5 protein-coding genes are annotated in these 6,527 nt (G+C 58.2%); 2 read left to right on the plus strand and 3 right to left on the minus strand.

All coding sequences use genetic code 11. The features are described from left to right. Nucleotides 1-157: 157 nt before the first annotated feature. The gene (locus FJ398_24875) at nucleotides 158-1,339 is read right to left on the minus strand and encodes a class I SAM-dependent RNA methyltransferase (GenBank protein ID MBM3841129.1); all 1,182 of its coding nucleotides are present in this window, start codon (nucleotides 1,337-1,339) and stop codon (nucleotides 158-160) included. On the opposite strand from FJ398_24875, the gene FJ398_24880 reads away from it, so the two are divergent. Together FJ398_24880 and FJ398_24885 are read left to right on the plus strand one after the other, a co-directional pair. Continuing rightward, nucleotides 1,340-1,990 carry a Uma2 family endonuclease gene (locus FJ398_24880; GenBank protein MBM3841130.1) on the plus strand — a complete coding sequence of 217 codons (651 nt, stop codon included), beginning with the start codon at nucleotides 1,340-1,342 and terminating at the stop codon, nucleotides 1,988-1,990. A gap of 195 nt (nucleotides 1,991-2,185) precedes the next feature. Further along, nucleotides 2,186-2,590 (plus strand): hypothetical protein, encoded by a 405-nt coding sequence (locus tag FJ398_24885; protein MBM3841131.1) that lies wholly within the window; start codon nucleotides 2,186-2,188, stop codon nucleotides 2,588-2,590. A 13-nt stretch (nucleotides 2,591-2,603) separates the two neighbouring features. Here the strand turns inward: FJ398_24885 and ispG are convergent, their stop codons facing one another. After that, on the minus strand, nucleotides 2,604-4,427 hold the full coding sequence (gene ispG, locus FJ398_24890; GenBank protein ID MBM3841132.1) for a (E)-4-hydroxy-3-methylbut-2-enyl-diphosphate synthase: 1,824 nt from the start codon (nucleotides 4,425-4,427) through the stop codon (nucleotides 2,604-2,606). A gap of 168 nt (nucleotides 4,428-4,595) precedes the next feature. Beyond that, a complete protein-coding gene (gene rseP / locus FJ398_24895) occupies nucleotides 4,596-6,008 on the minus strand; it encodes an RIP metalloprotease RseP (protein MBM3841133.1) in 1,413 nt (470 codons plus the stop codon). Nucleotides 6,009-6,527: the final 519 nt, after the last annotated feature.

The raw sequence follows: 6,527 nt of genomic DNA on the forward strand, positions 1-6,527 counted from the left end.
TGCAATTCATCAGCGAGGGAATTTAAGCGAAATTTGCTCGGAAATATGGCGTTTGTTCAGCAGAGCGAACCAGCAAGCGATACAGAGATTTGGAAGACATTGATCATCAATAATTATAAGCTGGACAGCAGTGCGTTCCACCGCGTCCCTGGATTGTTTAGGAAGATGGCGCGAATGAGTCAGGGACGGAGTGGAATCCGTCCCTACCGCGCGATCCGGCCCAGCGCAAATCCACCACGCACTCCACGTGCTGCGTCTGCGGAAACATGTCCAGCGGCGTCACGCGTTCCAACTGGTAAACACCGCGGGCACAGAGCCGCCGCACGTCCCGCGCCAGCGTCGCCGGGTGGCAGGAAACATAGACGATTTGCGCCGGCTGAGTCTGTTCCAGCAAATCAAGCGTCTGCGGCTGGCATCCTTTTCGAGGCGGGTCCAACACGACGGCCGTCTGGTCGGCCGGAAATCGATGCAGAAGCGACGGTAAAACTGCTTCAGCCGTTCCCTCCAAGAACTCGCCGTTGGTGCGCCGGCGAGACGCCGCGTTGCGCCGCGCAGCTTGAATCGCCATCCGGTCCAACTCAACCCCGGCAAAGGATTCAACCAGGTCCGCCAGTTCGATGCTGAAAAATCCAACGCCGCAATAAACGTCCGCGAGATGGCGAACGCCGCTGGAGCGGATCCGTTCGCGCACGAGATCGACAAGCTTCGGCAGCAAATGGAAATTGTTTTGAAAGAAAGAATCCTTTGGGACCTGCCAATTCTCCGGAGCCACACGCAAGACGACCTTGAGTCCGCCCTTGGGGGGTGGATTCGCGCGCACCTTTCTGAGTTCCTGATTCAACACAGGTTCGGCGATCTGGCATTCCTCGACATCGACAACGAGGCGGTTGTCCGCCCGGATAAAGCCAATGTTGAGGCCCTGTTTGAATTTGTCCCACTGGCTGCGGACCATGATCCGGTTCCGGTAGCCGTAGGGCTGCGGACAGGGAACAACCGGATCGATCCCGGCGTCGTGGAATCCGCCGACGCGCTGAAAAACGTCGAGGATCTGTTTGTGCTTCAGGCGAAGTTGAGCGTCATAAGCGAGGTGCTGGTATTGGCAGCCGCCACAGTCGCCGAAGTAACGGCAGAGCGGTTTCGTCCGGTCTGGAGATGCTTGAAGAACCTGGAGAAGCCGCGCGCGCGCGAAGCGCTTTTTCACCTCCACAATTTCGACCGAGACGCGCTCTCCTAAAATGACGAAAGGGACAAATACAACGAACTCGCCGTCCCGGGCGACTCCCTCCCCGCCAAAGGCGAGGTCCGTGATCAGCAGGTCCAGCTTTTTGCCGGCATTCATATGCGGGATGCTTTTTCCAGCTCAGCCATGGAATTTGCAAAGACCACCTTTAACTGCCGAACCGGGTTTTCACAATTCCAGTCATTTGCAGCCAGACTCGATGCGCCCCGCAAGGGATCCTGTTTTCACACTCGGCGCCTCATCGTGATGCGCTTAGTTTTGGGGACGATGACCGCAATCCTTGAGATTCCGGAGGTGCGCCGCCGGGTTTCCCCGCTGACAGTCGAGGAGTATCACCGGCTTGACGAGTTCAATGAGCATGGACGGCGAACGGAGTTGATCCGAGGGGTAGTCATCGAAAAAATGGCCAAATCCCCCTTGCAGACCGCGCTGTCCAAGCAACTTTGCGATTTGATCGCGGCCCGACTTCCTTCCGGCTTTCTGGTTCGGCATGACGCTCCGATCACACTCGCGGACTCAGAACCCGAACCGGATATTTCCGTGGTCCGCGGAACCCTCGCGGATTTCGTTCAAGCCCATCCACGGACTGCGGAGTTGGTCATTGAAGTGGCTGTCTCCAGCGTGGCGCTCGACCGCGAGAACGCTTCGCTTTATGCCGAAGCTGGAGTGAAGGAATATTGGATCGTGCTAGGGGATGTTGAATCAATTGATTTTGAAATCGGTCGTCGGGTCGCTATGCTGGTGGCATAAAACCATCGTTCGCCTCGAAAATCCGAGTGGATCGCAGGACCTTTTCAGTGTGCACCTACGATGAAGCCGAAAAACAGGACAAGGAATACTGGTGGTCGCGCACGCCGGCAGAACGGCTGGCCGCGCTCGAACAGAGCAGGCAAATCGCCTACGGCTACGATCCTGCTTCCAAACGACTTCGCCGATTTTTTGAGGTTGTTAAATTCACACCGCGTTGAGTACTTGCTGGTCGGAGGCTACACGGTCTGTTATCATGGCTATTATCGGAACACGAATAACATCGATATTTGGGTTGCGGTTAACCCCGAGAACGCCGCGAAGCTGGTGCGGTTAATCAAACAATTTGGCTTCGATGTTCCGGAGTTGCAGGAGAAACTCTTCTTGGACAAGGGTCGAATCATTCGCATGGGCATTGAACCCAATCGAATCGAACTTCCGACCGAAATATCCGCGTGCGACTTTGAAGCCTGCTACGCTCGGCGCGTTCGGGGAGAAATAGGGAGTATCCCGGTCAATCTGATTAGCTTACGCGATTTGAAAACCAATAAGCGGACCGCGGGCCGAAACAAAGACTTGGCCGACCTGGATTATCTCCCGTAATCACTGCACAACGTCAATGGCCCTGGAGTTCCTTCCGCTCCGGCTCCACCCATTTGCCGTGCTCGCGGATGAGATCGACCAGGCGATCGACGGCCTCGGCTTCGGGGATGTTGAACTTGATCGGGGTCTTGCCGACGTAAAGGTTGATCTTGCCGGGCGCGCCGCCCACGTAGCCGAAGTCCGCGTCCGCCATTTCTCCTGGCCCGTTCACGATACAGCCCATGATCGCGATCTTCACGCCTTTGAGGTGTTCGGTCCGGGCCTTGATGCGCGCGGTGACGGTCTGCAAGTTGAATAAAGTGCGGCCGCAAGACGGGCACGCAACGTAGTCGGTCTTGAAGGAACGGCAGCCCGCGGCTTGCAGGATGTTGTAAGCCAGACGAAGGCCCTGGCCACCACCGCTCTCGCCACGGATCAAAATCGCGTCGCCGATCCCGTCCGCCAGCAACGAGCCGATCACGACCGCCGCGCACAGCAGGGCAATGCGTGACTCCAGCGGTGTTTCAGACAAACTCAAGCAGTCCTTCAGCAGGATCGGATTGCTCAAGCCAAGCCGCTTCAGCTTTCCCGCCAGCAAGCGGAAAGCAGTGATCGGCGGGAGCGCCAGGCCATCTTGGACCGTCACAAGCTGCGTTTCGCAGTTGATTTTGAAGTCCGCCGTCGGGTCGATCTCATAGACGTTGAGGTCTTCGTAAACGGCTTCGGGCTTCACATCGTCTTTAGGCCGGATTCTTGGCGCCACCTTTTCCCATGTCGCGCGTGTGACCACGACGCGGACGGTTTGCTCGCCGCCGCATTTCACGCCGTCGGCGATTTCGATTTCAGGCGCAGGCCGGCGCTCGTAGGCGAAGGGGTCGAAGGGCCAGGAAGCAGCCGACGTGAGGAGGCTCTGGACGAGTGCGGAGTGCGGAGTGCGGAGTGCGGAGTGCGCTACCGTCAGAAGTGGGATTTGATCGAGCAAGTCGCAGCAGACGGCGATTTCGTTTGGTGAATCCTCCGTCAGTGAGACGCGGATCGTGTCGCCGAGGCCGTCGCAGAGGAGGGAACCGATGCCAATGGCGCTTTTGATCCGGCCATCTTCGCCTTCGCCCGCTTCGGTGACGCCGAGGTGGAGCGGGTAGTTCCAGTCCGGCCCTTCCTGCGCGAGGCGCGCGGTGAGCAGGCGGTAGCACTCGATCATGATCTTCGGGTTGCTCGCTTTCATCGAGAACACGAAGTTGTGGAAATTGTGTTTCCGGGCGATGCGGGCAAATTCCAGGGCGCTCTCGACCATCCCCAGGGGCGTGTCACCGTAGCGGTTCATGATCCGGTCGCTGAGCGAGCCGTGGTTCGTGCCGATGCGCATGGCGCGGCGCAACTCCTGGCAAAGCTTGACCAGCGGCGTGAATTTCTCCTCGATCCGCGTCAGTTCAGTTGCGTACTGCTCGTCCGTATATTCTTTGACAGCGAACTTCTTGGAGTCCGCGTAATTGCCAGGATTGATCCGGACTTTCTCGACCCATTTGGCCGCTTCCATCGCCGCTTCCGGTTTGAAGTGAATGTCCGCCACGATGGGGACCGTGCAGCCGCGGGCGCGGAGTTCAGCGACGATGTTTCTGAGATTGGCCGCGTCTTTGACGGTTGGGGCGGTGATGCGGACCAACTCGCAGCCGACCTTGACCAGATCGAGCGTCTGTTGCACGCAGGCGGCCGTGTCCATCGTGTCGCACGTGAGCATGGACTGCACGACCACGGGGTGGTCTCCGCCAACGATCACGCCGCCGTTGGCCGGATCGCCGATCACGACCTCGCGAGTCTGGCGGCGTTGGAAAAAGAAGGGCGAGGCGCAGTAGCGCATTTGAATGAGCCTTAGCTGAGGCAAAGCCGTTGCAGTATCACCGTGAACCTTGGCCGTCGGTTCAAGGTTCGACGTTCTTCCTGAACCACCAGAACGCCGAACATCGAACATCGAACGTTGAACTTCGAGCAGCTCATAGGAAATGCCGCGCACCGTTGCGCTGGATCGTCACGGCTTCGTGGGAGCAGGGGCTGGCGCCGGTTGCGTCTTCGCACCGGGTTCTTCGACGACGGACCCGCCTTGCCACGATTTGATGAGGCTGAAGCGCTTGATGTCGTGGAACGAAATGTAAAGCAGGAACGAGATCAGCAGCACCGCGAAAGCCGTGGTCGTGTATTCCATGAACTTCACGCTCAGCGGACGGCGGCGGATGCGCTCGATGACCGCCATGAGAATGTGACCGCCATCCAGCACGGGCACGGGCAGCAGATTGATGATGGCGAGGTTGATGTTCAGCAGGACCAGGAAACTCAACGCCAGCCGGTAATCGGTGTTAAAATATCCCGCCAGGATTTGAAAAATCCCGATCGGGCCGCTGAGGTCTTTCATGCCGACGCCCGTTTGCTTGGTGTGGACCAGCGCGCTGAGCGTCGCCACGGTTTTGTCCCACACGTCCATGACCTGATCCAGCGGAGTCGGGCCGGGCTTTTGGACCGCATAGACGTTCTTGGAATTGAACCCCAGTTCCACGCCCAGAAATCCTTTCTTCGTGGTCGGGTCCACGGCGGGGGTGACGGTCAAAGACAGTTTCTCCGTCCCGCGCTGAACGACAATCTCCGTGGCCTGATTTGGCCGGCTGCGGATCAGTTCAATGAGTTTTTCGCGGGAGGCAACCGGAACGCCGCCAAACGAAAGGATCGCGTCCTTGACCTTGAGACCCGCCGCTTCTCCGGGAAGCTTCGGCAGGACGCGCATGATCTCCGGATGGTCGCGCGGGTCGAGGTTAAGGATTTTCCAGCCGAAGGTCGGACTTTCCTTGGCGCTCAATTGATACGTCGTCCGCGCGCCGTCGCGCTCGATGACGACGGGGACTACTTTCGTCAGGGCCAGAACGGTCGCCATTTGCACTTCGTGCCAGGAATCGGCGGGCTTGCCGTTGACTTCGACAATGCGGTCGCCTTCGCGGATGCCGAGTTTGGCTTCTTCGGAATCGGGTTCGACATAGCCAATGATGGACGGGTTGACCAGTCTGGGGAGTCCAACAAAGTAAATCACGGTCGCGATCACGAACGCGAACACGACATTCATGAAAGGCCCGGCGAAGGCCACAAGCATCTTCGACCACGGCGAAACGGGAGGAAGCGTCTCGTCTTCAGGATTTTGGGTCCCTTCCAGAGCTTCGGAGGTGATCATTTGCGGGAGCTTCACGAAGCCGCCCGCAGGTATCCAGCGAACCGAATACTCGATTCCGTCCCGGACCCAGCCATACGCTTTGGGACCGAAACCAATGGCAAAAGCTTCCACTTTCAGGCCGCGCCGCCGGGCCATCCAATAGTGGCCGTATTCATGGACAAACACCGCCGCCCCGAAGGACAAAACGACCCCAACGGCGACATAGACGTAGTTTAAGAATTCACTCATGTCTAAATGGCACAACGAACAAACTGCGGCACTCTAATGCGCAAACTACCCCCTGGCAATGTCGAACGCGAATGCGGGTGCGGTTAAGAGTGTCGGTCAGCGACTCCGATAGACTTCCCTCTCTCCCCGCGATGAACGAGTGGGGAGAGAGATGGAGAGAGGGGTTCCTTGGAAACATGAGAAGCAAGCCAACGCACCTCCTCTCCCCAGCCCTCTCCTCCCTTCGGGAAGAAAGAGAAGACTTCGTCCACCGGCAGTTTCAATCGCACCTCGCGAATGCGCGAACTCGCTCAAGAAGGTGGGGCGGCGATGCTCCGGCCGAGCCAATGCCATTGAGGAAAAGCTCCGCAGGAGCGCGCTCCACCGTCGTTAACTGAGGGGCGCGTTCCGGCCACTGCGATTCAGACAGTGGGGAGGCTGCCCGTAATCCCTCGTAAAAGCGCTTAATTTTCCACGTCGGCTATCCTCTAGTGGTTTTTTTGCACTGGAGGCTTTTTTGTGCTTGTGAGCTGTATTTAA

The sequence above is a fragment of the Verrucomicrobiota bacterium genome (assembly GCA_016871535.1).
Taxonomy (GTDB): Bacteria; Verrucomicrobiota; Verrucomicrobiia; order Limisphaerales; family SIBE01; genus VHCZ01.